We start from the raw sequence: 23,992 nt of genomic DNA on the forward strand, positions 1-23,992 counted from the left end.
ACCCCGGCCCTCGCCGGCCCTGCCTCATCTTACAGGCGCCGCTCATAGACGGTCACGACGTCGCCGGGCTGGAGGAGGGAGAGCCGCTCGCCGCGATACTCCACGGCCCGCCCGTTCTCGCCGATGCGCGTGATCCCCACCTCGTCCGTGACGGCGCGATAGTTGAAGCCGCCCATCACCGCGACGGCGGACAGCACGGTCATCCCTGGCCGGTAGGGCGTCTGCCCCCCGCGCTCCACCATCCCGAGGACGAAGACCGGCCGGTATTCGAGCACCTCGATGGCAACGGAGGGATCGTTGAAGAGCGACTTGTCGCGCATGGCACGCTCGACCAGTCGTTCGGATTCCTGTGCGGTGCGTCCGGCCACGGCGATGGAGCCGACCAGGGGAAGGGCGACATTCCCCGTATCCGTCACCCGGAATTCGCCCGTGAGCCGAGGGTCGTTGAAGACGGACACCCGCAGCTGATCCCCGGCGCCGAGGCGATAGGGACCCGGTGCCTCACTCGGCAGCGGCGGAAGGTTCGCGGCGGGCGAGGCGCAGCCGACCAGCCAGGCGGCGACGGACAGGGTGGCCAGCGACGCGATCCGTCGTCGCGCCAGGAGCGGCAAAGTCGTTGCTGGCATCAGGCAGGTCCGCATCCAGGGCTCCGGTGCAATGCTGTTGTCATTCTCTGGGTTCCGCGCCGGTGCCTCGTGGCCGGCCCGGCCACCCGGCCGAACGGTGCACATCTCGGACCAGCGGGCGTGGGGACGCACTCACAGGGCGAACCGGAGCCGAAGCTGAACGAGGTTCCGGTCGTATTCCTCAAAGCCGTCCGCGGCCTCGAGGCGGCGCACGTACTGATAGCTGCCGATCAGCGTCGCGGACCGGTTGAGCAGCAGGCGGCCCGAGAGCAGCAGGATCGCATCCGAGACCGTGTCGCGCGGACGCGTGTACTCCCGCTGCTCCCCGGTGAGCTCGGCGCTCAGGATCACGTTGCGGCGGAGTTCGTAGTCCACCCCAAGCTTCGCCGCGGTCCGCGTGTAGCTCACGCTCTGCGCGCGGATGGACTCCTCGATCGTGCGCTGCCCCGTCAGAGCGATCGTCACGAGCTGCGAGGGCATGTAGGTGATCTGCCCCTCGAAGGCCGGCCCGGAGAGCCTGGCGAGCGACGGATCCTCGTAATCGCGTTGCCGGTAGCCCACTTCGATCCGTGCGGCCCAGAGGCCGGTCAGATCATACTGCACGCCGCCGAGCACCTCCCAGGTGAAGGAATCGCGGCCTCGCTGGTCCGCCCGCCTGTAGGAGATGTCGGTCAGCCGGCTCAGCAGCGACAGGCTCCGCCCGGGAAGGAGGGAATAGGTCAGGCGGCCCTCTCCGACGAGAACGTCGTGGTCGCTGAAGTCGGCATAGCCGGTGGGCACCACCGCCGTCCCCTTCTCCTCGTACCGGACGGTCCGGTAATCGAGCGCGCCATCGAGGGTGAGACGGTTGAAGGCGCCCACGCCGGTGAGGCGAACGATGTCCGACTCAAAGGGCAGGGGGCGCGTGAGGCTGCCTGTCTGGACGTCGAAATCCGTCGTATCGAGATGCCCCCGCAGGTGCCTGTACTCGAAGCCGACGGACGAGGCACGTCCGATGTCATAGCGGCCGTTGAAGCCGACCGTGTGATCGATCCAGCTTCGGTCGCCGTCACCGGCGTATTGCCGCGTGTCCTGAGAGGCAAAAAGGTTGAGCGCATGGCGGGTGAAGGTGCTGGAGAGGCGCAGCTCCGCCGTCTCCCCGAGGAAGGCCGCGCTCCGGCGCCGGTTGGCCTCCGGCGTCGTGTTGTCGTCGAAACCCGGACCGGACTCCAGCGCGGCATCCAGGCGGAAACCCGGCAGCCGGACGCCCAGCGGGTCATAATCGGGCCGCGGCCGCGTCGTGACCGTCACGCCGCGCGCGGTGTCAGCAGGGCCGACCGATTGTGCTGCGCCGGGTTCAGGAAGAAGCAGTGCGAGGCACAGGGCGGTCCCGCCCCTGACGAGGCTCGATCGGCAACCGGCGCGGTGCGCGGCCGAGATCCTCGAAGCAGCGTTCGGCCGGTGTGCCCGTTCCCGGGAAATCGACTCTACCCGGTCGTCAGACACGCCCGTATCCCCTGATGGAACGTTGAACGCCTGTCGAGCCAGAACCCTCGGCGGACAGGGCGGGCCGAAAGCCCGGCTGTGATGCCACAACCCCACGGAAGGGCCGAAAACAGCCCGTGCTCAATAAGGCCCTGCCGATAGGTAGATTTCACGGCATTTGACAAGTGACATTATGCGGAGTTCTTCGTCGTCCGTATCCAACCCCTGGCCCATTTCGATCAAGGTTCGGTTCCGCGGCTTACGAAATATAACATGACGCTTCGCAATGGTTCTCACGGACCCAAAACCATTCTGTCCCCGGCTATATGTAGCCTCGATCTGAGACGGGCAAGATTCATTCCCTAACCGAAAGGACGATCACAATACTGTTATCCACCGAGCCTTCACTCTACAACTCCTGGTTTCCTCTCTGGGTCGAAGAGCCCTTGATTTCCGACAGATTCCATCTCACGGCACGTCTTGCACACGCCATGGTTGAGTAACCCGAAATGCAAATTGCAGATGAATTAAAGGAAAGAGCGGAAAATATTCTTTGCCTTTTCGTTACGACGGTGCAGTGCAACAAAGCACTTGCAGCATGCCTGCTGACCTAACCAAATACCGCCAGCCGAAAGCAATGGATGCGCTCCTCCGGCAATCACGTGGCCACGGTTGGCAGAGGTATTTTCATGCTCGATGGCACGACACCGTTGCATTCACCTGGCCACGAGTGGCACCCGGCCGAGTTCAGGCCGCCCGTCGGGACGGTCCTGATTCCTGTCAAGCGCATCACGGATATCGTCGGCGCTTCGATGCTGCTGGTCCTCCTCGCGCCCCTGATGGCGCTCGTGTCAGCCATGCTGCTCGCCACCGGAGGAGGGGTGCTCTATGCGCACCCCCGGATCGGCCTTGGCGGGCGGACCTTCGGGTGCCTGAAGTTCCGCACGATGGTACGTGATGGCGACGCGGTCCTGGCGCGCCACCTCCGGGAGAATCCTGCCGCAACGGCAGAGTGGGCTGCCCGTCGGAAGCTCGTCAAAGATCCGCGCGTCACGCGTCTCGGCGCTTTCCTTCGCGCCTATAGCGTGGACGAGCTGCCGCAGCTGGTGAACGTTCTCGTCGGTGACATGAGCCTCGTCGGGCCGCGTCCGGTCGTGCGGGCCGAGCTGGACGAACACTACGGGGCGGCGGGCCGCGCGGCCTACATGATGACGCGTCCCGGCATGACGGGACCCTGGCAGATCCAGGGTCGCAGCAACACGGACTACAGCCAGCGTGTCGCGCTCGACGTCAACTACGTCGATCAATGGTCCTTCCGTGGGGACTTGGTGATCCTCACCCGCACCGCACCGGCCGTGCTCTCCCGGCGTGGTGCAGTGTGAGAGGTGAGATGGAACAGGAGGCGCAGGCGATGCTGAATGCGATGGACGGCGAGCCCTTCGCCTCTGGTGTTTGTGCTCGGACGGAGGAGAAGACCTCTTCCGCGGTCCTGCGGGGGAGCGGGCGCGCGGCGGGCCACGTGGATGTCGCGGTCGGCGCGCGCATCCGGTCGCTCCGCCTCGCGGCCTCGATGACGCAGAAGGATCTGTCGGAGAAGGTCGGCGTGACGAACACGCAGCTCCATCGGTACGAGAGGGGGGCGACCCGGCTATCGGCCAGCCGTCTGCTCGCCGTCGCCGAGGTCCTCGGCGTCAGCCTCACGGACCTGACGGGTGAATCGTCGAGAGCGACGCCGGCGCTGGATCAGCACCGCGGTGACCTCCTTCGCTTGCAGCGCGCGTACATGGCAATCCCGGACGCGAACCGTCGCAGGGCGCTCCTCTCGCTCGCCGATTCCATGGCGAACGAGGCTGGCCGGGACGAGACTGCCCAGGACGGCCAGTTCGACATCGATCGACGCCCCAAGGTGTGAAGTCGGGACATCCGGGAGGTCGATGACCTGACCGGCCTGCTTCCAGCCGCGAGAAGAAGTCGCTCACGTTCCGGCGCGCCTCCATCGGCCTGCCGGCCGCAACCAGCGGTATCAACCGCGCAGCCCGGGCCGACAACATGCCAGCCTCCTACAAGACCACCTCGCAGCAGGACGGCCGGGAGGCGGTCGAGTTCTACTCTGGCGACAGCACGCTCCTGCTTGCCGTGACGAAATACGAGGTCGGAGCCTCGGAATTCGTCGAGACCTATGGTCCCGGCTGGGCGCTGCAGGGCGTCCAGAAGGTCACCACCGAGAACGGCCGCCTCTTCACCGAGAGCTACGATCAGAACTGGAACCTGGAAAGCGCCCAGGTCAGCTATGTCGACGCCGCCTCCCGCAGCGTCGTGGAGAACTACTTGCCGGGCTGGGTCTTCGGCGGTGGGGCGATCACCTATGACCGCGACGGCCGGCACGTCACGGAAGTCTTCGATCCCACTTGGAACTTCACCCGTGCGACCATCGAGTACGTGCAGCCCAGTGGCTACAAGATGGTGGAGCAGTATGGAGCGGCCTGGTCCTTCCTGTCCGCGACCCAGACCTACGTTGCCGATGGTGGGACCTATGTCCAGAACTACGACGCCAACTGGCAGTTCACCTCGGCCACCTTCACCCACATGGTGGCGAATGAGGGGCTGGTCACCGACTTCTACGACACGGCATGGCAGCGGACGGGCACCAATCATCACCCGGACGGAATCTCGGCCGACCGGGCCAGCCTGAGCGACCTGGCCCTGCCCGGGGAGGAGGTGGCGCGCCTGACCGGACATGATGCGGATGCCGGCGCGAGCTTCCTCTACAGGCTGGTCGCGGCCGTGGGCGCCGACAACGATCTCTTCGTGATCGATGGCGACCGGCTCGTCCTCGCGGAGGGAGAGTACCTGGATGCCGCCACCCATCCCACCGTTCAGATCAATCTGGAGGTGACGGATCAGTTTGGCGCGAGCTTCACGGAGCTGCTGACCTTCTCAGTCGCCCCCCCCGTGCCGACGGGACCGACCGTGGCGATTAGCAATCACACCGTATCGGAGAACGACGCGGGAGGCGTGATCGGCACCGTCGAGCTCGGCGGCTGGAGTTCGCCGGTGCAGCTCTCCGTCCTGAAGGTGGACGCGAACGGACAGGTGATCGTCGAGGACGGGGCACCGGTGGTGGATGGGCGATTCGTCGTCGATCAGGGCGTGCTGAAGCTCGCCCCCGGCGTATCCCTGGATTATGAGGCGGTGAGCTCGGCCCACGTCATGGTCCGGGCCACCGCCGAGAGTGGCTTCTACAAGGATCAGCCGGTCGAGATCGCGGTCGAGAACGTGAACCCCTGGGAGGGGAAGACCTATGGCGTGATCGGCGACAGCATCACCTACTGGAACTTCTACCAGAACATGGTCAGCCAGGCGATGGACGCGCCGCTCGTCATCAATGACGGCATCGAGGGGCGGCAGATGACGGATGCGCTCATCCGCGAGGGGGGCGGCCATGCCTTCGACAATGTCGACCTGCTGGCGGTGTTTCTCGGCACCAACGATTATGGCGGCAACCACGCCCTGGGAAGCTATTCGGACCCTGTGACGGCCGGCACCTTCTACGCGTCCACGCGCCAGACCATCGAGACGATCCTGGCGGAGAAGCCGTCGATCGAGCTGGTGATGGTGACCCCGCTGGTCCGGGGAGATTATCCGGGGCAGCCGGTGAACCCCGGGCCGAACGCGACGGGCGCCTACCTCTGGCAGTACGTGGAGGCGATCAAGGAAGTGGCGCAGGACTACCATGTTCCCGTCCTCGATCTGTACCACGACTTCGCCATCACGATGGACAACCTGGACGTCTATACGGTCGACAATCTGCACCCGAATTACCAGGGCCATGAGCTGATCGCGAAGGAGATGGTCAACTTCTTCGAGCTGCTCTGACCACCACGCGACGCCCCAGCACCTCTCGACGGCGGAGTCCTGGTCCTTGCGGGCGCACGGCCGCCTCCTGCGGGGCGCCGCACCACATGACCAGGGAGTCTCGCGGGCTTCGGGATCGTGACGGCTCCCGGAGGCGCTGGTGCGGCGCCTGCGGCATCAACGGGGACGGCTGAAGCAGCGGTTCAGCCGGGACAACGTCACCGGGCTCGGCAGCCATCGCCGTGAACACGGGGCCGTTTGCCGTCAGCGGCCCTTAGGGATGTCTTCTCGTCTCTTTCCGAGGGGCATCCTGACGCCGGTCGGACGTCTGTCGCTCCCCGTGCGGTGCGCTAATTCCCTCCCTGCGGGCGCGTCGCTTCCTCCCGCACCCGCTCCGCGAGACGAAGGCGGCTGACATGTCCTACCTCCTCCAGCGCCGCGGCGTGCTCGGTCGCCGTGTCGCGGTCCAGCCGCTGCCGCAGCTCGCGAAGGACACTCGCCGCCGTATGACGCCGCAGACAGATGATGAAGGGGATGCCGTGCCGTACCCGATAGGCAGCGGTCAGCGCATCCAGTTCGGCCGCCCCGGCCAAGCCGCCCAGCGCCACCCCGCCCTGCTCCGCGCGGGAAGCGGCCGTCAGGTCGGAGGCCAGCGGCCCTGCCGTCAGCTCCGGATGCCCTTTCAAGAAGCGCAGCCGCTCCGCCTCCGGCGCGGCGCGGATCACGGCCATCAGCCGATCATGCAGCGCGGCGACCGATCCGAAGGGGCGGGCCGCTGCGGCCCGGGCCGCGACCCAGGGCGCATGCTCGAACACCCCGTCCAGCGCGGCAGAGAAATCCGCCGCGCCGGCGCTGTTCAGGTCCTCTAGCGTCAGGGCCATGCCGTCAGGCCAGCGGCGTGTTGAGGCCCACGCTCTGCGCCGCGTCCTGGATGGACTGCCACACCGCGGAGGGCAGCGGCACGCCGTCCCGCAGCCGCGCCGTGCGCGTGCCAGCCTCCGGCTCCCCGGGCACCAGCACGGGCAGGGACGGGTCGGCCGGGCGGGTGGACTTCACCCACTCCACATACCCCCGCCCGACGCGCTGGAACTCCGCATCCGTCCCGAAATGCTTCGGCGAGAGATAGATGGAGAGCATCCCGTTCGCGATCCGCGCCCGCTCCTCCACCGGCCCGGCCGTGCCGCCGGCGGTGAAGGCGCCCGCCAGCAGCTCGCAGATCATCGCGAGTCCCGAGCCCTTGTGGTCCCCGAAGGCCCGGATGGCGCCCAATCCCTTGCCCGCATCCCGCGGTCCGACCGGGGGATAGTCGCCATAAAGCACGTGCGGATCGCCGGACATCTGCCCGTCCGGCCCGATCAGCGCGTTGGGCGGCAGCGGCTTGCCGCCATTAGAGGCGACCAGCACCTTCCCCTCCGCCACATGGGAGGTCGCGAAATCCAGCACGACGGGCCGCCCCTCGAGCGGCACGCCGACGGAGAAGGGGGCGGTCGAGAAGCGCCGATCCACGCCGCCAAAGGGCGCGACCAGCACGGACCCCGCCACGTTGACGAAGTGGATGGAGAGCAGCCCCGCCTCGATCGCCCTCTCGGAATAGTCGCCAACGCGGCCGATATGGCCGGCGTTGCGCAACGCCACGATGCAGGACCCGTTGGCCGACGCCCGCTCGATCCCCAGCTTGACCGCCTGCTGCGCCACCGTCTGACCGAAGCCGAAGCCGCCATCCATGACGACGAAGGCGCCGCCATCCGTCACGACCTGCGCCACCTGCCCCGCGACGAGGTAGCCCTTGCCCAGCCATTCCACGTAGCGCGGCACGCGCACCACGCCGTGGCTGTCATGCCCGGCCAGGTTGGCGCCCACCAGGTGCTCCGCGATCCGCTCCGCCTCCTCGGTCGTGCAGCCGGCGGCGCCGAAGATGCTGCTCACCGCGCGCCGCAGCGCGCCGGCCTCGATCAGGACGTCGTCGGGGGATGCCACGTGTGGAATTTCCTCTCATGCCGGGCCGGCGGCCCTGGGGGCCGCGCGGCGAAGGACCGGCAGGATGCCGCAGCTTCAGGGAAGCTGCGAGACCGTCTGCGCCTGGGGCGCCAGCCCGCGGTTCCAGGTGGGCGTCGCCAGCAACTCGTTGATGCAGACCCGGTCCGGCAGGCGCGCCACGAAGAGGACCATCTCCGCCAGATCCTCGGGCTGCAGCATCCGCGCCCGCTCCTCCGCGGAGGGCGGCACCGGCCGCAGGTCGAGGATGGGCGTCGCGACCTCTCCCGGGCAGATGGCGGTGGAGCGGATGTTGTGGATGCCCTGCTCCGCGTTGATGGTGGCGGACAGCGCGACATAGCCCGTCTTCGCCGCGGTATAGGCCGGGCCGGAGAGGAAGGAGACGTGCTTCCCCGCCATGGAGGCGATCTGGATGATCAGCCCGCCGCCCCGCGCCCGCATGGCCGGCAGCACCGCGACGGAGGTCAGGAAGGGGGCGGTGAGGTTCGTGCCCACCATCATCTCGATGGTCGCGGAATCGAGCTGGTGCAGGTAGCGGCGGGGGATGTTCGCCCCGGCGTTGTTCACCAGGATGTCGGGCCCGCCGGCCCCGTCCCGCAGCGTCGCGGCAGCCTTCTCCACCTGATCGGCCTTCGTCAGGTCCAGCGGAAGCAGGATCGTGTCGTCCCGCCCGATCAGCTCCGCCGTCTCGCGCAGCGGCGCTTCCCGCCGCCCGGTCAGGGCGACGCGCACCCCTTCCTTCGCCAGCGCGACCGCCACGGCCCGGCCGATGCCGGTGCCCGCGCCCGTGACCCAGGCGACCTTGCCCTTCAGATCGCTCACAGAACGCGCCCCGAGGCGGGGTCGAGCAGGTGCATGTGGCTCATATCCGCCGCCATGGGCAGCCGCACGCCGGGCTGCGCGTCCGCCGTCGGGTCCACGCGCGCCACCACCGGCGCGCCGTCCATGCGGAAATGCACCAGGGTCTCCATCCCCATGGGTTCCGTCACCTCCGGCGTCGCGGCCAGCGGCGCGACATTCGGCCGGTCGAGGTTCCGCGCCTCGGTCAGGTGTTCCGGCCGGATGCCGAAGGTCACCTCCCGCCCCGCCCATTCCTTGTAGCGGGCAGTGCGCTCGGCCGGCACGGGCAGCACGATGTCGCCGGGCAGGTGGACGCGCAGCGCCGCGCCCCCGTTCTCCAGCCGGGCCGGCAGCAGGTTCATGCCGGGGGAGCCGATGAAGGTCGCCACGAAGCGCGTCGCGGGGCGGTGATAGAGCTCCTGCGGCGGCCCCACCTGCTCGATGATGCCGCCATTCATCACCACCACTCGGTCGGCCAGCGTCATCGCCTCCACCTGGTCGTGGGTGACGTAGATGGTGGTGGTGCGGACGGTCTGGTGGACCTTCTTGATCTCGGTCCGCATCTGCACGCGCAGCTTCGCGTCCAGGTTGGACAGCGGCTCGTCAAACAGGAAGACCTTCGGGTCCCGCACGATGGCGCGCCCCATAGCCACGCGCTGCCGCTGGCCGCCGGACAGGGCGCGCGGCTTGCGAAGAAGGAGCTCCCCGATGTCGAGGATGCGCGCCGCCTCGTCCACCCGCCGCTTGATCTCGGCCTTGGAGAACTTCCGCAGCATCAGCCCGAAGGCCATGTTGTCGAAGACGGTCATGTGCGGATAGAGCGCGTAATTCTGGAACACCATCGCGATGTCCCGGTCCCGCGGCGGGATGTCGTTCACGACGCGGCCGCCGATCGCGATCTCGCCGGAGGTGATCTCCTCCAGCCCCGCGATCATCCGCAGGGTGGTGGACTTCCCGCAGCCGGACGGGCCGACCAGGACCACGAACTCATGGTCCGCGATCTCCAGGTCGATGCCCTTCACGGCCTGGACGCCGCCCTCATAGGCCTTCACGACCTTCCGCACAGAAACCTGTGCCATCGAACTCTCCTCCTCGGCCCGCCGGGGCGGGGCCGTCAGCCCTTCGTTGCGCCGGCGGTCAGGCCGGCGATGTAGTAATCCATCAGGAAAGCGTAGACGATGACCGGTGGAAGCGCCGCCAGCAAGGCCCCCGCCATGATCTGCCCCCAGGCGAAGGTGTCGGCCCGGACGAGCTGGGACACCACCCCGATCGTCAGGGGCATCTCGTCTGGCGTGGTCACGAAGGCCGTGGGATAGACGAAGGCCGCCCAGGACACGGTGAAGGCGAAGATCGTCGCCGCGATGATCCCGGGCAAGGCCACGGGGATGAAGATGCGGATCAGCATCTGCGGCCAGGACGCCCCGTCGATCAGCGCCGCCTCGTCCAGCTCCTTCGGGATGCTGCTGAAGTAACCGATCATGATCCAGGTGCAGAAGGGCACGGTCAGGGTGGGGTAGATCAGCACCAGCCCCCACTTGGAATTCAGCAGCCCCAGCCCGCCCACGATGTCATACAGCGGGATGAAGAGCAGCGTGTCCGGCACGAGGTAGGTGAGGAACACCCCCGTCGCCAGCACCTGGGACCCGAAGAACCGCATCCGCGCGAGGGAGAAGGCTGCCAGCACGGAGATGACCATGCTGATCGCGACCGTGCAGAGCGTGATGATCACCGAGTTCCAGAAGAAGGTCAGGAAGGTCGGGTTGCCCAGGATGAAGGCGTAGTTCTCCAGCGTGGGGTTCCGCACCAGCCAGGGGCTGCCCTGCAGGTTCGCCATCTCCCCGCTGGTCTTGAGGGAGGTGATGAACATGTAGATCGGCGGCGCCAGGAACACGATCGCCGCCAGGATCAGCGACGCATAGGCCCACCACATCGCCCAGCGCCGCTCCGCCCGCAGCGAGCCGGCGCGGGCGTAGATCGCCTCCCCCGTCGTGGCGGACATCACGCCATCTCCTTGTTGCGCTTGTTCACCCCGCGCAGGATGAAGTAGGCGAAGGTCGCCAGCAGCGGCAGCATGAAGAGGCTGACGGCGGCGCCGCGCGGCACGTTGCCTGACTTGATCCCCACCTCGAAGGCGTAGGACGCGAAGACGTGCGTCAGGTCGCGCGGACCCCCGTTCGTCAGCACGCGGACGATGTCGTAGTTGGCGAAGGTCACGATTAGGCTGAACAAGACGGTGATGGAGATGATGTTCCGCATCATCGGCAGCGTCACGTGCCGCAGCTTCTGCCACCCCGTCGCGCCGTCGATCGCCGCCGCCTCATAGAGCTGGTCCGGCACCGACTTCAGCGCCGCCAGGTACATGATCATGAAGAAGGGCGCGCCGTACCAGACGTTGACGATGATGATCGCCGTCCGCGCCCAGCCCGGTTCTCCCAGCCACGGCACCGCCGGCACGGAGAAGACGGAGAGCAGCCAGTTGATCGAGGAGTAGGAGGGATCGAACATCCACCACCACCCCAGCGTGGAGAGCGCCGGCGGGATCACCCAGGGGATCAGCAGCATCCCCCGCCACTTCCGCTGCCCCTTCGCGGGGATGTGGTGCAGCATATGCGCCAGCCAGAAGCCGATCAGTGCCTTCATGAGCACTGCGGTCACGGCGAAGATGCAGGACTGCCAGATGACGGAGTGGAAGGCGTCCGTATCCAACAGGATCTCGTAATTGCCCAGGCCGATATTGGCGGTCATCCGCCGGTTCAGCGTGGACAGGTAGATCGCATAGACCGCCGGATAGGCCACCAGCCCGAGGATGACGAGCAGCAGCGGCAGCGCCATCAGGAAGGCGATGGTGGAGCGCTTGCGCGCGAATCGTCGCAACGCGGAGGGTCGCCCCTCCGGGATCACGCCCCCCACCGGAATCGCCAGCGTTCCGTCGGCCATCGCCCCCTCCCAGGAAGAGAAGCGCGGGCGGCCTGAGCCGCCCGCCGCCCCGTCAGCCGCGCCCGAGGTTCCGCAGCTCGCGCTCGGCCCAGGCCAGCGCCTGGTCCACCGTCTCCCCGCCCTGGGCGATGCGGGCGATGAGCTTCGTGTTGATGCCCTGGTTGTAGGCCTGCACCGCGATCTCCGCCGGCGCCGGGGCGAAGGCGATGCTCTGCTGCGCGTTGTGGTGCGGCTTCAGCGGGTAGTTGAACACCACTCCCGTCGGCGGCCCCTCCGTCTGCCAGACCTGGAAGTCCGACATCGTCCCGAAGGGCGGGATGTCGTAGCCGGCCACGACGGAGGTCTGCGCCTCGGCCGAGCTGCGCTCCGAGAGGAACTCCAGCAGCAGCTTCGCCTGTGGCTTGTTCCGGCTGAATGACCAGATGCCCCAGAAATACGGCAGGTACGGCGTGAACCGCCCCGCCGGCCCCGCCGGCATCGGGAAGGTCCAGAGGTTCTCCGCCACCTGCGGCGCGTCCCGCTTCGCCACCGCCCAGGTGGAGGGCGGGTTGAAGATCAGCGCCGAACGCCCGGAGATCAGCGCCCGGTTGTTGGACGCATCATCCCAGGCCCAGACATCGTTCGGGATAAAGCGCGAGAGGCGGACGAGGTATTCCACCGCCTGCCGGACCTGCGGCGTCCGCACGCTCGGCTCGCCCCGCTCGTTGATCAGGTTCGCGCCGTAGGACCGGAAGAAGGCGCCCACCCAGTCCACGGCATCCGTGAAGGTCCCCATCGGCAGGCCGAAGGGCACCTGCGCCGCATGGCACTTCTCCGCCGCCGTCAGGAAGGTGTCCCAATTCCACTGATCCACGCCGGCGCCGACGCGGTTCTCCGCCGGGTACATCGCCTGCACGTCCAGCCCGGCGTGCTGCTTCAGCAGGTCGATTCGCGCCAGCGACGGCTTGTGCTGCGACCCCGATACCGCCGGGATGGCGCGCCACGCGCCCTCCCGCTTCGCCAGGTACTCGGCCGTCGGGTTCAGCGGCCCGTACTTCGCCGTCAGCCGCTGCACCACGTCGTCCACCGGCTCCAGCAACCGCGCATGGGCCGCCGGCTCCCAGGTCGGGAAGGAGAGCAGGTCGTGCCCGGACCGCGACTGCGCCTGCGCCGCGATCGTCAGCAGGTTCTGATTGCCCACGGAGGTGATGAAGTCCACCTGGACGTTCACCCGGTTCCGCTCGCCCCACTCGTTGCAGAGCTTGCGCAGCGCCTCGTTGCCGACCACCGGCACCCAGTGGTCCCAGAAGCCGCAGCGCAGCGACCCGGCCGTCCCCTGCGCGTGCACCATCGGCGCGCCCAGCGCGCCCGCCGCCAACACTCCCGCGCCGGCACGAAGCGCCGCACGCCGGGTCGGATTCCCGTTGAGCATTCCCGGACTCTCCCTCGCCGCCCGGGTCATCCGGCCCAGGAGGGGCCGCCGCCGGATCGTTGCATGGCAAGGTTAGGCAGGGCGTGCGGTGGGATGCAACACGGCTGACCCCGAGGAGGCGCTGCCTCCCCGGGCCCCTCCGCCGGGGGGGTGAACGCGCCCCTGGACCCCGCGATCTGTCCAAATGCCAATGGACTGAACGCGGTCCAGGGGCCCGCCGGCCCCTGGCGGGAGGGTCCAGGGAGGGCAGGGCCCTCCCTGGGGCAACCCGCGCTACACCCCCAGCACCACCGCCCCGCCGAAGCTCTCCTCCACGAAGCGCCGCACCGCCGGCGCGCCATAGCCCTCGGCCAGGCGCTTCGCCCAGGGCGCCTCCGCATCCGCGCGCCGCACGACGACGAGGCAGGTGTAGGGATTCGTCGCCGCCTCCGCCGCCGTCTCCGCCGCCAGGGCCTCGCGCGCCGGGTTCAGGCCGGCGGGCACGGCGTAGTTGCCGGTGATGGCGGCCGCGTCCACGTCGTCCAGGGCGCGGGCGATGCTTGCCGCCTCCAGCTCCACGATGCGGATGCGCCGGGGATTGGCGGTGATGTCGGCCACCGTCGAACTGAAGTCGGCCCCCGACCGCAGCGTGAACAGCCCGGCCCGCGCCAGCAGCACCAGCGCCCGCCCGCCATTCGTCGGGTCGTTCGGGATCGCGACGCGCGCACCATTCGGCAGGTCCTCCAGCCGCCGCACCTTGCGGGAGAAGACGCCCATCGCCGTCAGCACCGTGCGCCCCACCGGCACGAACTCGTAGCGCCGCTGCGCGATCTGCTGATCGAGGAAGGGCTTGTGCTGGTAGGTGTTGGCGTCCAGCTCCCCGGCAGCCAGCGCCGCATTGGGCTGGATGAAGTCGCCGAACTCGGTGATGCGGACGACGAAGCCATCCGCCGCCAGCGCGTCCCGCACCTTCTCCAGCACCTGCGCGTGCACGCCGGAGGTGACACCGGCCCGCAGCGGCCGCGCGGCGGTCCCGATGGCGGCGCCCTGCGCAAAGGCGCCGCGCGCCAGGAGCAGCGCCGGCGCGGCCAGGATGATCGAACGACGGTTCATGCCCATTCTCCTCAGAAGGCCGGCACCACGGAGCCCTGGAAGGTGCTCTCGACGAAGCGCTTCACCTCGTCGTTTTGGTAGGCCCGCACCAGCCGCGCCACCCAGGGCGCCGCGCGATCGGCTTCTCGCACCACGATCAGATTGGCATAGGGGCTCTCGGCGCTCTCGATGGTGATGGCGTCGCGCACCGGGTTCAGCCCGGCGGGGATGGCATAGTTCGTGTTGATGGTGGCCGCCTCCACCTCGTCCAGGGCGCGGGGAAGCTGCGCGGCCTCCAGCTCCACCACGCGGATGCGGCGCGGGTTCTCGGTGATGTCGGCGACCGTCGCGCGATGGTCCGCCCCGGCGCGCAGGGTGAACAGCCCGGCCTGCGCCAGCAGCACCAGCGCCCGGCCCCCGTTCGTCGGGTCGTTCGGGATCGCCACGCGCCCGCCCGCGGGCACCGCCGAGGCCTGCCGGTGCTTCCGCGAATAGAGCCCCATCGGGAAGATCAGCGTCTTGCCCGCGGCAACGAGCGGCAGCCGCCGGTCCCGCACCTGCTGATCCAGGAAGGGCTGGTGCTGATAGGAATTGGCGTCCAGGTCGCCGGCCGCCAGCGCGGCGTTCGGCTGGATGTAGTCGGTGAACTCCACGATCCGCAGCGTCAGCCCGTCGCGCCCCGCGATCTCCCGCACCTTCTCCATCACCTGGGCGTGCGGCCCCGCGGTGACGCCGATCCGGATCGGGCGTTGGGTGGTGCCGGCCTCCTGCGCGGTCGCCGCCACCGGCGCGGCGGTCGCGGCCGCCAGAAGAACGCGACGCGAGATCGTCATGGAGATGTCCTCATTCAACGCCGGCTGAAGCGCCGGACCAGCCAATCGCCCAGGGACTGCAGGCCCTGCACGAACAAGATCAGGATCAGGACGACGGTCGCCATCACCTCCGGCATGAAGCGCTGGTAGCCGAAGCGGATGCCGAGATCGCCCAGCCCCCCACCGCCAATGGCCCCCGCCATCGCCGAGTAGCCCACCAACCCCACCAGCGTGACCGTGATCGCCGCGATGATGCCCGGCAGCGCCTCCGGCACGATCACGCGGGACAGGATCTGCACGCGCGTCGCGCCCATGGCGCGCGCCGCCTCGATCACGCCGCGGTCCACCTCGCGGAAGGCGTTCTCGAACAGCCTTGCGATGAAGGCGACGGCGGCCAGCGCCAGCGGCACCAGCGCCGCCGTCGTGCCGATGGAGGTCCCCGCGACCAGCCGCGTGAAGGGCACGATCGCGACCATCAGGATGATGAAGGGGGTGGAGCGCACGGCGTTCACCAGCAGCCCCAGCGGCCGGTTCACCCAAGGGGCCGGCGACAGGCCGTCCGGCCCGGTCGCGTGCAGCAGCAGCGCCAGCGGCAGGCCGACGGCCACGGCGATCACCGCGCCGCCGAAGGTCATGAGAAGCGTCTGCCAGGCCGCCTCGATCAGCAGGTCCGTCAGCGCGGGCGGCAGCCAGGGGATCATGCCGCGTGCTCCAGGGTCTCGGGCCCGATATCCGCCACGTCCAGCCCCAGGTCGCGCATCCAGTTGACCGTGTTCTCGACCGCCGGGGGCGCCCCATAGGCCGCCAGCGCCATCAGCCCGTAAGGCTCGCCCGCGATCTCGTCGATCCGGCCGGAGACGATGTTCAAGTCCACCCCGTATCGCCGCGACGCCTCGCTCACCACGGCGCGCGTGGAGGACGGCCCGGCGAACAGCACCTGCAGCAGGCGCCGCTCCTCGCCCTCGCCCGGCGGGGGAAGCCGCGCCACCGTGCCCGGCGGCACGACATGCCCGATCACCTCCGACACGAAGCGTCGCGTCGTCGCGTGTTGGGGACGCGTGAAGACGTCGAAGACCCGCCCCTCCTCGATCACTGCGCCCGCCTCCATCACCGCCACCCGGTCGCAGATCGCCTTCACCACGGCCATCTCATGCGTGATGAGCAGCACGGTCAGGTCCAGCCGGTCCTTCAGCGATCGGATCAGGGCCAGGATCTCCCCCGTGGTCTCCGGGTCCAGCGCGCTCGTCGCCTCGTCGCAGAGCAGCACGCGGGGACGCGACGCCAGGGCCCGCGCGATACCCACGCGCTGCTTCTGCCCGCCGGAAAGCTGCGCGGGATAGGCGTCGCGCTTCCCCTCCAGCCCGACCAGCGGCAGCACCTCGGCCACCCGCGCTTCCCGCTCGGCGCGGCCGATGCCGGCGATCTCCAGCGGGAAGGCCACATTCCCCGCGACCGTCCGCGACGACAGCAGGTTGAAGTGCTGGAACACCATCCCGATGCCGCGCCGCGCCCGGCGCAGCGCCGCCTCGTCCAGCGCCGTCAGCTCTTCCCCCAGCACGCGGACGGAACCGGAATCGGGCCGCTCCAGCAGGTTCACGCAGCGCAGCAGGGTGGACTTGCCGGCCCCGGACCGCCCGACGATCCCGAACACCTCCCCCGCCGCCACCTTCAGCGAGACGCCGGCCAGGGCCCGCACCTCCGCCCCGTGCCCGCGGAAGGTGCGGACGAGGTGGTGCAGCGCGATGGCCGGCGGGGCGCCGGCGGCTTGAGATTCGGGCATGTCAGGAACCGGACGGGGAGGGGGGCCGCTCAGGCCGCCGTCCTCTGCCACGGATCGGCCGGGCACGAAATCCAACACGGCGTGACACCCTTCCGCACGGCCGGGCGGGCGGCGCGCTTGCGCTCACGAGGTTGCCGGGCCCGCCGCACCGCTTTCTCCGATCAGATGACGTGATATCCGCGTAATCACTAAACATGACGTTATAAACCGTCAACGCGCGGGGCCCCGCGTCCTTGCCGCCCCCGCCATGCGGCCGCACCATGCCGCCATGAGCATCCAGCGCTTCGACGCCGTGGTCATCGGCGCCGGGATCGGCGGCGCGACCGCCGCGGCCCACCTTGCCCCCACCCGCCGCGTCGCCCTGCTGGAGGCGGAGGAGACCGCCGGCTATCACACCACTGGCCGCTCCGCCGCGATCTGGATCCTCAACTACGGCACAGCGGACGCGCAGCTCCTGACCGCCGCCTCCGGCCCCTTCTTCCGCAACCCGCCGGAAGGCTTCGCCGACGGGCCGCTCATGTCGCCGCGCTCCATCATCCACCTGGCGCCCGAGGATCAGGTCCCCGCCCTGGAAGCCCTGATGGCCCGCGGCGAGGGCATCGCCCCCATCACCCCGGAGGCCGTGCGCCGGATGGTCCCCGCTCTCCGCCCGGACTACGCCGTCGCCGCCGCCATCGAGGACAACGGCTTCGATATGGACGTCGCAGCCCTGCATGGCGGCTTCCTCCGCGCCGTGCGCGCGCAGGGCGGCGTCCTCGCCCTGCGCCACCGCGCCGGACGCATCTGGCATCAGGCCGGCCTCTGGCACGCCGAAACGTCGGACGGCACCGTCCACGCCGCCCCGGTCCTGGTGAACGCCGCCGGCGCCTGGGGGGACGAGGTCGCGCGCCTCGCCGGCGTCGCGCCGCTCGGCCTGCAGCCGAAGCGCCGCACCGCCCTCATCGTGGACCCCGCGCCCTACACCCCGGCGGACTGGCCGCTCCTCGGCGACGTGGCCCATAGCTGGTATGCCCGCCCGGAGGCCCGCACCCGCCTGATGGTTTCCCCGGCGGACGAGACGGACAGCGATCCCTGCGACGCCCAGCCCGACGAACTGGACGTCGCCATCGCCGCCGACCGCTTCCAGCAGGCCCTCGACATCCCCGTCCGCCGCGTGGAGCACCGCTGGGCCGGGCTGCGCACCTTCACCCCCGACCGCGGCCTCGCCATCGGGCCGTCCGGCACGCCCGGTTTCTTCTGGAACTGCGGCCAGGGCGGCTACGGCATCCAGACCGCCCCCGCCGCCGGCCGCCTCCTCGCTGCCCTGGTGAACGAGGAGGACCCGGAGGGCCTGCGCGACATCGTCCCCCTGGTGGACCCCCGCCGCTTCGCCCCAGCCCATTGAACCACCCGAGGAGCCGCCCGATGACCGCCCTCCCCACCCATGACGATGTCCGCGCCGCCGCCGCGCGCCTGGCCGGCCGGATCGTCCGGACGCCGATGCTCCGCCACCCCGTGCTGGACGCGGCCGTCGGCGGCACGGTGCTGGTGAAGCCCGAGCCGCTCCAGCGCACCGGCTCCTTCAAGCTGCGCGGCGCCACCAACGCCGTGCTCCGCCTGACCGAGGCGCAGCGCCGGGGCGGCGTCGTCACCCACTCCTCCGGCAATCATGGCCAGGCCATCGCCTGTGCCGCGGCGGGGGAGGGGGTGCGCGCCCTGATCGCGATGCCGGGGGATGCCCCCGCCATCAAGGTCGAGAGCACCCGCCGCTGGGGCGCCGAGATCACCTTCTTCGACCGCGCCACCACCGACCGGGAGACCCTGGCCGCCCGCCTGGCCGAGGAGCGCGGCGGCACCGTCCTGCCGCCCTTCGACCACCCCGACGTCATCGCCGGCCAGGGCACCACCGCGCTGGAATTGTTCGAGGACGCGGCCGCCGCCGGCCTGCACCTGGACGCGCTGGCCGTCTGCACCGGCGGCGGCGGCCTCGTAGCCGGCTGTGCCCTGGCCGCGGAGGGCGCCAGCCCCGGCACTCAGGTCTATGCCGTGGAGCCCGAGGGCTGGGACGACACCGCCCGATCCCTCGCCTCCGGGGAGCGCGAGCGGGCCGATGGCCAGGGCGCCACGCTCTGCGATTCCCTCCTCTCCCTGCGCCCCGGGGAGCTCACCTTTGCCGTGAACCGCCCGCGCCTGGCCGGCGCCGCCGTCGTCACCCCGTCCGAGGTCTTCGCCGCCATGCGCTTCGCCTTCGACCACCTGAAGATCGTGGCGGAGCCCGGCGGCGCCGTGGCCCTGGCCGCGGTTCTGGCCGGCAAGATCCCGGCGCGCGGCCGCACGGTGGGCGTGGTGATCAGCGGGGGGAACGTGGACCCCGCCGTCTTCGCGCGGGCGCTGGCGGCCTGAAGCTTGGGGGGCGGCTCAGGGCTCCCCCACCTGCTCCTTCCCGTACCGATCAGCCTTCCGTCTCCCGGACCTCCCGTCGTAGGCGGGAGCGGTCGGCAGCGCGCGCCTCGTTCCTCGTGTCGGACCAAGTGAACCGCCAGAGCAGACCGCGCCATGGGCCCGCTGCCAGGCGATGACCGACGCCGTCGCCAGATAGAGCACCATTCCGGACGGGAGGCGCGCCGGAGGATCGGCCTTGAACATGCGCCGACTCCGGATAGCTTGCGGCCGATTTCGAGGGGCGTGTTGCCGCTGTGATCTTCACGTCCGCCGTCTTCCTGGGGCGCTTCCTTCCCGCCATCCTGCTGATCGACTGGGGCGCCGAGTCCGCGGGGCTGCGCCGCCTGCGCTGGCTGGCGCTGCTGCTCGCCAGCCTTTTCTTCTACGCGTGGTGGCGCCTGGACCATCTGGCGGTCCTGCTGGCCTCGATCGCCTTCAACTACTGGATGGGCCACGCCATCGAGGCCGCGCCCGGGCCGGCGCGCCGGGTCCTGCTCACCCTCGGCGTCGCCGCTAACCTGCTGCTGCTCGGCGCGTTCAAGTACACGGGCTTCCTGGCGGCCAACGCGCTCTCCCTCCTGCGGATCGAGGGGTTCCAGCTTCCCGAGATGGCGCTGCCGCTCGGCATCTCCTTCTTCACCTTCACCCAGATCGCCTATCTCGCGGATTGCGCGCGCGGACAGCGCGGGCGGCACGGGCCGATCGAGTACGCGCTCTTCGTCACCTTCTTCCCGCACCTCCTGGCCGGCCCGATCATCCACCACAGCGAGATGATCCCGCAGTTCCAGACGGGGCGCCGGCCGCTGGGCGTCGCCGCGCAGGACCTCGCGGTCGGGCTCGCGCTGCTGGCCATCGGGGCGGCGAAGAAACTCGTCCTGGCCGACAACCTCGCCCTCATCGCCGACGCGGTGTTCGGCATGGCGGCCGATGGAGAGGCGCCGAAGCCGAAGCAGGTCTGGCACGGCGCCCTCGCCTACACCTTCCAGCTCTACTTCGACTTCTCCGGCTATTCCGACATGGCGGTGGGGCTGGCCCGGATCTTCGGCGTGCGCTTCCCCCCGAACTTCGACAGCCCCTACCGAGCGATCGACCTCGTGGAGTTCTGGCGGCGCTGGCACATGACGCTGTCCCGCTGGCTGCGGGACTACCTCTACATCCCCCTCGGCGGGAACCGCGGGGGACCGCTCGCGCGGTACCGCAACCTCTTCGTCACCATGCTGCTCGGCGGCCTCTGGCACGGCGCGGCCTGGACCTTCGTCATCTGGGGCGCGCTGCACGGGCTCGGGCTGATCGTGAGCCACCTCGTGCGGTCGCATCTCGGTCCTCTCGCGCCGCGCGGGCGGGCCGGGCGGCTGCTGCTCGTCCTCGTGTGCTGGCTGCTCACCTTCGTCTTCGTCACGACCACCTGGGTCTTCTTCCGCGCGACAAGCTTCGACGCGGCCTGGCAGATGATCGGGGCGATGTACGGCGCCGGGGCCGCCGACCCGCCGCGCGCGCCGCTGTCGGACAACGCGCAGGACCTGATCCTCGCCGCCCTGGCCATCGCGGTGCTCGCGCCCAACAGCAACGCGATCGCCCGCGCGCTGGAGAACCCGGGCCGTGCCGGGCTCGCCGCCGGCGCGCTGGCCGGCGCCGCGGCGCTGGCTGCCATCGCCACGGGGCTGACGGCGCCGAACGCCTCCCCCTTCCTCTACTTCAACTTCTAGGGGCGCCACGATGACGTCCGGTGCCCGGAGCGGCTTGGGGTGGGCGCTTCGCCTGTCGGCGGCCGCGGCGGCGGGGGCGGCGTTCGCCCTCGCGCTCTTCGTCGGCCTCTACATCGCGGCCTTCCCGCCCGCACCCGGCCTGTCCTACCGGGAGGCGCTGCTCTACGACGCGCCCGGGCCGCGGCTGATCGTCGAGGCCGGCTCGGGCAGCCTTTACGGCCTCGACGTCGCGGCGCTCGGCCGGAGCCTGAACCGGGTCGGCATCATCGTCGCCGACAATGGCGGCTTCAATCTCCAGCACAAGGCCTGGCGGCTGCTGGCTCATGCCCGGCCGGGCGATGCGGTGGTGATGCCGCTGGAATGGACCTTCTACGAGCAGCCCGACGCGCTCACCGACACCTACGTGATGCTCGGCGTGCCCCTCTACCCCAGCTATTTCCGCAGCATCCCCCTCCGGGAGAAGCTGCGCATCCTGGCCGCCACGCCGCTCTCGAGCGCCGTTCCCGCGCTCTGGGCCAATCTCGGCGCCCGGCTGCCCGGCCGCGACCGCCCGCGGCGGCAGCTCGCCCTCGACCGCTTCGCGGAACTCGTGGCGCTCGGCTCGGAAGGCCGGCAGGAGCCGCAATGGATCCCGGAGCGGAGCCTTCGCCCCGAAGCGGCACGGCAGAGCTGCGCCGAGTACCTCTTCTCCCTGCGGGTTCCGAACCGTCCGCCGCCCGATCGCGAGGGGCTCCGGCGCGTCCTGTCCATCCTGGCGCAGGCGCGCGCGCGCGGGGTGTCGGTCGTCTTCGTCCCGCCCGTGGTGGCCGGCGACGACTGCTACGCCCGCGCGGCCGGCCTCGCGCCGCGTCTGGCCGAGATCCGCGCGATCCTCGCCGAGAGGGGCTTCGACTATCTCGGGGCGCCGACGGATTTCTGGCTTCCGCAATCCCGGGCCCTCGACACCTATTACCATGTGGATGCGGAGGCGCGGGCACTGGCGACTGCCCGCCTCCTGCCGCTGCTCCAGGCGGCCGGGCTGCGCGCGCCCGGGCCACCGGGCGGGCGCATCTCGGAGGTGCTGGCCGGCTATGCCCGGCGGAACGGCCTGCCGCCCCCCGCCCTGCCGCCGGAAGTCGGCGCGGCCACCACGGACTGACACTGCCCCGGCCCGGGGGCTGCGGGCCGGATCATGCCGCTGCCGAAGGACGGCCGGCCGGGAACGGAGGAGCCCCGAAGGCCGGTTCTTTCCGGCCCGGAGAGCGGGTGCTAGTCCTGCGGCCGCCTTGATGCCTCCCTCGCACTCCGCCCAGCCTGAACCGCCGATCGGCCTCGTGCTGGGCGCGGACTCCCTCGTCGCGCGCCGGTCCGGCATCGGCCGCGTGACCCTCGAGATCGCGCTCGCCCTGCGCGGCCGCCCGGAGATCGCCGCCGCGTCGCTGCTCGTACAGGGCCGCCTGCGGTCGCCCGACATGCTCGACGAGATTCTGCGAGCGGAGGACGGGTCCCCGGCCGGCGCGGGACCCTCTCCGGCCCTGCTGCTGGCGAAGCGGATCGCCGGCGCGGTTCCCGGCATCCACCGGCTGCGCGCTCTCCGCGCGCTGCGGCTGACCGGCAGCGCCCTGCGCGCGCTGCGCGACGCCTCGCCCGGCGGCGTGGTCTACCACGAGCCGAACTTCATCCTCTCCCCCTTCCGCGGCGTGGCCGTGAGCGCCATCAACGACCTCTCCTGGCACCATCACCCGGAGATGCATCCGCGGGAGCGGATCACCTGGATCACGCGCAACCTCCGCGACACGCTTCAGCGCGCGGCACGCTTCGTCGCCATCTCGCAGTTCACCGCGGATGCCATGGTCGCCGAGCTCGGCGTCCCGCGGGACCGGGTGGACGTGGTGCCCCTGGCCGCGAACCCCTCCTTCCGGCCGGTCGAAGCCGGGGACGCGGCGCCGGCCTTGGCCCGCGCCGGGCTGGAGGACCGGGGCTACGTCCTCTCGGTCTCCACGCTGGAGCCGCGCAAGAACTTCAACCGGCTCTTCGCGGCCCATCGCGCGCTGCCGGCCGCGCTCCGGAAGCGCTTTCCCCTGGCCATCGTGGGCGGCAAGGGCTGGGGCACCGTGCTCTCGACACCGGAGGCTTCGGCCGCCGTGGCGGAGGGCTCGCTGAAGCTGCTCGGGCATGTCCCCGACGACGACCTCGTGCCGCTCTACGCCCGCGCCGCCGTCTTCGCCTATGTGAGCCTCTACGAGGGCTTCGGCCTGCCGATCATCGAGGCGATGGCGGCGGGCACCCCGGTCGTCGCGTCGACCACGACGGCGGTGGGGGAGACCGCGGGCGACGCGGCGCTCCTCGTCGATCCGCTGAGCGAGGAGTCCATCAGCGCCGGGCTGCGCGCCGTGCTGGAGGACGGGGCGCTGGCAGAGGATCTCCGCGCCCGGGGCGCGGCCCGCGCGCCCCTCTTCACCTGGGACCGCACGATGGATTGCCTCATCGCGAGCTGGCGCCGGGCCCTGTCGGGCTGATCGGGCGCCAGGGCTAGCGGAACCGCACCGGCGGCGGGCGCTCGGGCAGCTTGAGGACGAGGCGGGACCGGACCATCGCTGCAATGTCACGCAGGATATCAAGGCGTGCCCGGTCTCCTTCTCCTGTGCGTCAGCCCCGCTCCACCGGCGCGTCGACCGGCACGCCCTCCGGGGTGTTGCTGCCGCGCCGCCAGCGATGCGTGCCGGCGCCGAAGGCGACCATCTTGCCGTCCGGGCCGAACACCTCGGTCCGCGTGAAGAAGACGCTGTTCCCGGCGGTCACGATACGGCCCTCGGCGATCAACTGGCCCTCGCCCGCCTGCCCGGTGAAGCGGCAGTCCAGGTCCACCGTCACGGCGCGGCGGATGTTCCCCGGGACCGTGCAGTAGAGTCCCGCATAGGCCCCGGCCTGGTCGATGAGCGACAGCATCACCCCGCCATGCACGATCCCGCTGCGGTTCATGTGCTGCCGCCCCGCGGCCAGCCCGAGCTTGGCGTAGCCGTCCCGCCATTCCAGCAGCGTGATGCCGAGGAGTTCGTGATACGGGGCGGGGGGCAGGGCTTCGTCCATGCCGC

At 70.2% G+C, this 23,992-nt stretch carries 22 protein-coding genes; 8 read left to right on the forward strand and 14 right to left on the reverse strand.

All coding sequences use genetic code 11. The features are described 5' to 3' along the window. Nucleotides 1–29: 29 nt before the first annotated feature. On the reverse strand, nt 30–626 hold the full coding sequence (locus ACP6CK_RS20985) for a polysaccharide biosynthesis/export family protein (RefSeq protein ID WP_426955255.1): 597 nt from the start codon (nt 624–626) through the stop codon (nt 30–32). A 132-nt stretch (nt 627–758) separates the two neighbouring features. Continuing rightward, nucleotides 759–1,916, reverse strand: a complete 1,158-nt coding sequence (locus ACP6CK_RS20990) for an outer membrane beta-barrel protein (protein ID WP_426955256.1) — start codon at nt 1,914–1,916, stop codon at nt 759–761. An 863-nt stretch (nt 1,917–2,779) separates the two neighbouring features. Between ACP6CK_RS20990 and ACP6CK_RS20995 the strand changes: the two genes are divergently transcribed. The 3 genes from ACP6CK_RS20995 to ACP6CK_RS21005 all read left to right on the forward strand — a co-directional run bounded on the left by ACP6CK_RS20995 (nt 2,780) and on the right by ACP6CK_RS21005 (nt 5,966). Next, nucleotides 2,780–3,472, forward strand: coding sequence for a sugar transferase (locus ACP6CK_RS20995; protein ID WP_426955257.1), 693 nt, complete (start codon nt 2,780–2,782; stop codon nt 3,470–3,472). Between the two features lie 8 nt (nt 3,473–3,480). Next, nucleotides 3,481–4,002 (forward strand): helix-turn-helix domain-containing protein, encoded by a 522-nt coding sequence (locus tag ACP6CK_RS21000; protein WP_426955258.1) that lies wholly within the window; start codon nt 3,481–3,483, stop codon nt 4,000–4,002. Nucleotides 4,003–4,139: 137 nt separating this feature from the next. Beyond that, entirely contained in the window at nt 4,140–5,966 is a 1,827-nt protein-coding gene (locus tag ACP6CK_RS21005; RefSeq protein ID WP_426955259.1) for an SGNH/GDSL hydrolase family protein, read from the forward strand. Between the two features lie 329 nt (nt 5,967–6,295). Here ACP6CK_RS21005 and uraD read toward each other — a convergent pair whose 3' ends face one another. The 11 genes from uraD to ACP6CK_RS21060 form a co-directional block, all read right to left on the reverse strand. Further along, entirely contained in the window at nt 6,296–6,826 is a 531-nt protein-coding gene (gene uraD, locus ACP6CK_RS21010) for a 2-oxo-4-hydroxy-4-carboxy-5-ureidoimidazoline decarboxylase (protein ID WP_426955260.1), read from the reverse strand. Nucleotides 6,827–6,830: 4 nt separating this feature from the next. Continuing rightward, on the reverse strand, nt 6,831–7,922 hold the full coding sequence (locus tag ACP6CK_RS21015; RefSeq protein WP_426955261.1) for a malate/lactate/ureidoglycolate dehydrogenase: 1,092 nt from the start codon (nt 7,920–7,922) through the stop codon (nt 6,831–6,833). A gap of 75 nt (nt 7,923–7,997) precedes the next feature. Further along, nucleotides 7,998–8,762, reverse strand: coding sequence for an SDR family oxidoreductase (locus tag ACP6CK_RS21020; protein ID WP_426955262.1), 765 nt, complete (start codon nt 8,760–8,762; stop codon nt 7,998–8,000). Beyond that, entirely contained in the window at nt 8,759–9,859 is a 1,101-nt protein-coding gene (locus ACP6CK_RS21025) for an ABC transporter ATP-binding protein (RefSeq protein WP_426955263.1), read from the reverse strand. Before ACP6CK_RS21025 ends, ACP6CK_RS21020 begins: the two co-directional genes overlap by 4 nt. Before the next feature lie 35 nt (nt 9,860–9,894). Then, nucleotides 9,895–10,779: a carbohydrate ABC transporter permease gene (locus tag ACP6CK_RS21030; protein ID WP_426955264.1), complete on the reverse strand. Its 885-nt coding sequence runs from the start codon at nt 10,777–10,779 to the stop codon at nt 9,895–9,897. Beyond that, a complete protein-coding gene (locus tag ACP6CK_RS21035; RefSeq protein ID WP_426955265.1) occupies nt 10,779–11,717 on the reverse strand; it encodes a carbohydrate ABC transporter permease in 939 nt (312 codons plus the stop codon). Before ACP6CK_RS21035 ends, ACP6CK_RS21030 begins: the two co-directional genes overlap by 1 nt. A 52-nt stretch (nt 11,718–11,769) precedes the next feature. Next, nucleotides 11,770–13,128, reverse strand: coding sequence for an ABC transporter substrate-binding protein (locus ACP6CK_RS21040; protein WP_426955266.1), 1,359 nt, complete (start codon nt 13,126–13,128; stop codon nt 11,770–11,772). 273 nt (nt 13,129–13,401) lie between these two features. Then, nucleotides 13,402–14,220, reverse strand: a complete 819-nt coding sequence (locus ACP6CK_RS21045; RefSeq protein WP_426955267.1) for a MetQ/NlpA family ABC transporter substrate-binding protein — start codon at nt 14,218–14,220, stop codon at nt 13,402–13,404. An 11-nt stretch (nt 14,221–14,231) separates the two neighbouring features. After that, nucleotides 14,232–15,032 carry a MetQ/NlpA family ABC transporter substrate-binding protein gene (locus ACP6CK_RS21050; RefSeq protein ID WP_426955268.1) on the reverse strand — a complete coding sequence of 267 codons (801 nt, stop codon included), beginning with the start codon at nt 15,030–15,032 and terminating at the stop codon, nt 14,232–14,234. Between the two features lie 14 nt (nt 15,033–15,046). Next, nucleotides 15,047–15,712, reverse strand: coding sequence for a methionine ABC transporter permease (locus tag ACP6CK_RS21055; RefSeq protein WP_426955269.1), 666 nt, complete (start codon nt 15,710–15,712; stop codon nt 15,047–15,049). After that, entirely contained in the window at nt 15,709–16,791 is a 1,083-nt protein-coding gene (locus ACP6CK_RS21060; protein WP_426955270.1) for a methionine ABC transporter ATP-binding protein, read from the reverse strand. The genes ACP6CK_RS21055 and ACP6CK_RS21060 overlap by 4 nt, the downstream gene beginning before the upstream one ends. A gap of 268 nt (nt 16,792–17,059) precedes the next feature. Here ACP6CK_RS21060 and ACP6CK_RS21065 point away from each other — a divergent pair, with 268 nt between their 5' ends. The 5 genes from ACP6CK_RS21065 to ACP6CK_RS21085 all read left to right on the forward strand — a co-directional run bounded on the left by ACP6CK_RS21065 (nt 17,060) and on the right by ACP6CK_RS21085 (nt 23,416). Beyond that, entirely contained in the window at nt 17,060–18,175 is a 1,116-nt protein-coding gene (locus ACP6CK_RS21065; RefSeq protein WP_426955271.1) for an NAD(P)/FAD-dependent oxidoreductase, read from the forward strand. Nucleotides 18,176–18,195: 20 nt separating this feature from the next. Beyond that, entirely contained in the window at nt 18,196–19,173 is a 978-nt protein-coding gene (locus ACP6CK_RS21070) for a threonine ammonia-lyase (RefSeq protein ID WP_426955272.1), read from the forward strand. A gap of 293 nt (nt 19,174–19,466) precedes the next feature. Continuing rightward, complete coding sequence (locus tag ACP6CK_RS21075) at nt 19,467–20,918, forward strand: MBOAT family O-acyltransferase (protein ID WP_426955273.1); 1,452 nt, start codon at nt 19,467–19,469, stop codon at nt 20,916–20,918. 10 nt (nt 20,919–20,928) lie between these two features. Further along, nucleotides 20,929–22,056 carry a hypothetical protein gene (locus ACP6CK_RS21080; RefSeq protein ID WP_426955274.1) on the forward strand — a complete coding sequence of 376 codons (1,128 nt, stop codon included), beginning with the start codon at nt 20,929–20,931 and terminating at the stop codon, nt 22,054–22,056. Nucleotides 22,057–22,186: 130 nt separating this feature from the next. Next, complete coding sequence (locus ACP6CK_RS21085) at nt 22,187–23,416, forward strand: glycosyltransferase family 4 protein (RefSeq protein WP_426955275.1); 1,230 nt, start codon at nt 22,187–22,189, stop codon at nt 23,414–23,416. 130 nt (nt 23,417–23,546) lie between these two features. Here ACP6CK_RS21085 and ACP6CK_RS21090 read toward each other — a convergent pair whose 3' ends face one another. Next, the gene (locus ACP6CK_RS21090; RefSeq protein ID WP_426955276.1) at nt 23,547–23,987 is read right to left on the reverse strand and encodes a PaaI family thioesterase; all 441 of its coding nucleotides are present in this window, start codon (nt 23,985–23,987) and stop codon (nt 23,547–23,549) included. Nucleotides 23,988–23,992: the final 5 nt, after the last annotated feature.

Source organism: Muricoccus radiodurans (genome assembly GCF_050154705.1).
Taxonomy (GTDB): Bacteria; Pseudomonadota; Alphaproteobacteria; order Acetobacterales; family Acetobacteraceae; genus Roseomonas; species Roseomonas radiodurans.